This is a genomic window from Desulfatiferula olefinivorans (assembly GCF_054657895.1).
In genome coordinates this window covers 1-940 of the sequence record NZ_BAAHXV010000104.1, presented here as the reverse complement: position 1 = coordinate 940, position 940 = coordinate 1, and the positions used below count along the sequence as shown (strand labels likewise).

Annotated in this window: 1 protein-coding gene; it reads left to right on the top strand. The window is 42.3% G+C overall.

The window, feature by feature from the left end:
- Positions 1–478 precede the first annotated feature (478 nt).
- Positions 479–940, top strand: a 462-nt coding sequence (locus ACYQ11_RS22065) for a phage integrase N-terminal SAM-like domain-containing protein (RefSeq protein WP_459925997.1), incomplete at its 3' end; no start/stop codon positions are given.

The following is a 940-nucleotide window of genomic DNA, read 5'->3' as shown; positions in this document are numbered from 1 at the left end:
ATAGATGGAAAATTTTCCATCTATTGACCCTATGTCATGGACAATTTTCCATCTATTGCGATATTAAGGGGGCAAACATGGAAAATCGGCCGGGTTATTTTCCATCTTTTCAAAAAGACGGATTTTAGGGGACAATTTTCCACCTATTCGGATATTAGAGGCGAAACATGGAAAATTCGTCCTTGAATTTTACATGTTTTGTGTTAAATGAGTTTGAACATAAAATCAACATTTTATTTTTTTGTTGATTTCATCCGAACACATCCGTTGTTCCGCCATAAGGCGCCTTTGGTTTTTGCCTTAAAACCTTTTGAAATTATTTTTAATAGTCATTTCATTCTACGTTTTTTTCTCTGGCCCGTCACGCTGAATAGATGGATACGATTTTCCATCTATTCAGCTATTAGCAGTCAAACATGGAAAAACCGATGATTATTCATCATTTTTCCATCTATCCTGTTTTAAAGAAGAGGCCCCCATGACAGACATAAAAAAATTCAGACCCGATCCCGATCTCAAGCTCATGGAGCAGGTGCGCCAGGTTTTGCGCTACCATCATTACGCCTACAAGACCGAACAGACCTATTGCGGATGGATCATCGATTTGATCCGGTTTTATGAGAAAAAAATTCATCCGCGGGATATGGGAAAACAGGAGATTGAAAAATACCTCAGCCACCTTGCAACCCAGCGCAACGTGTCGGCTTCAACCCAGCGTCAGGCATTGAATGCCATTGTTTTTCTTTATCGTCACGTTCTGGATATGCCCGTTGATGAGCATCTGGAACCGATCCGTGCGAAAAAAAAGAGCTGGGTCCCTACGGTGATGACGCAGCAGGAAGTTCAGTCGGTATTGAGCCATCTCAGCGGAATCCATCTGCTTATGTCCAAGATTCTCTACGGCTCCGGCCTGCGTTTGATGGAATGTGTCCGCTTGCGG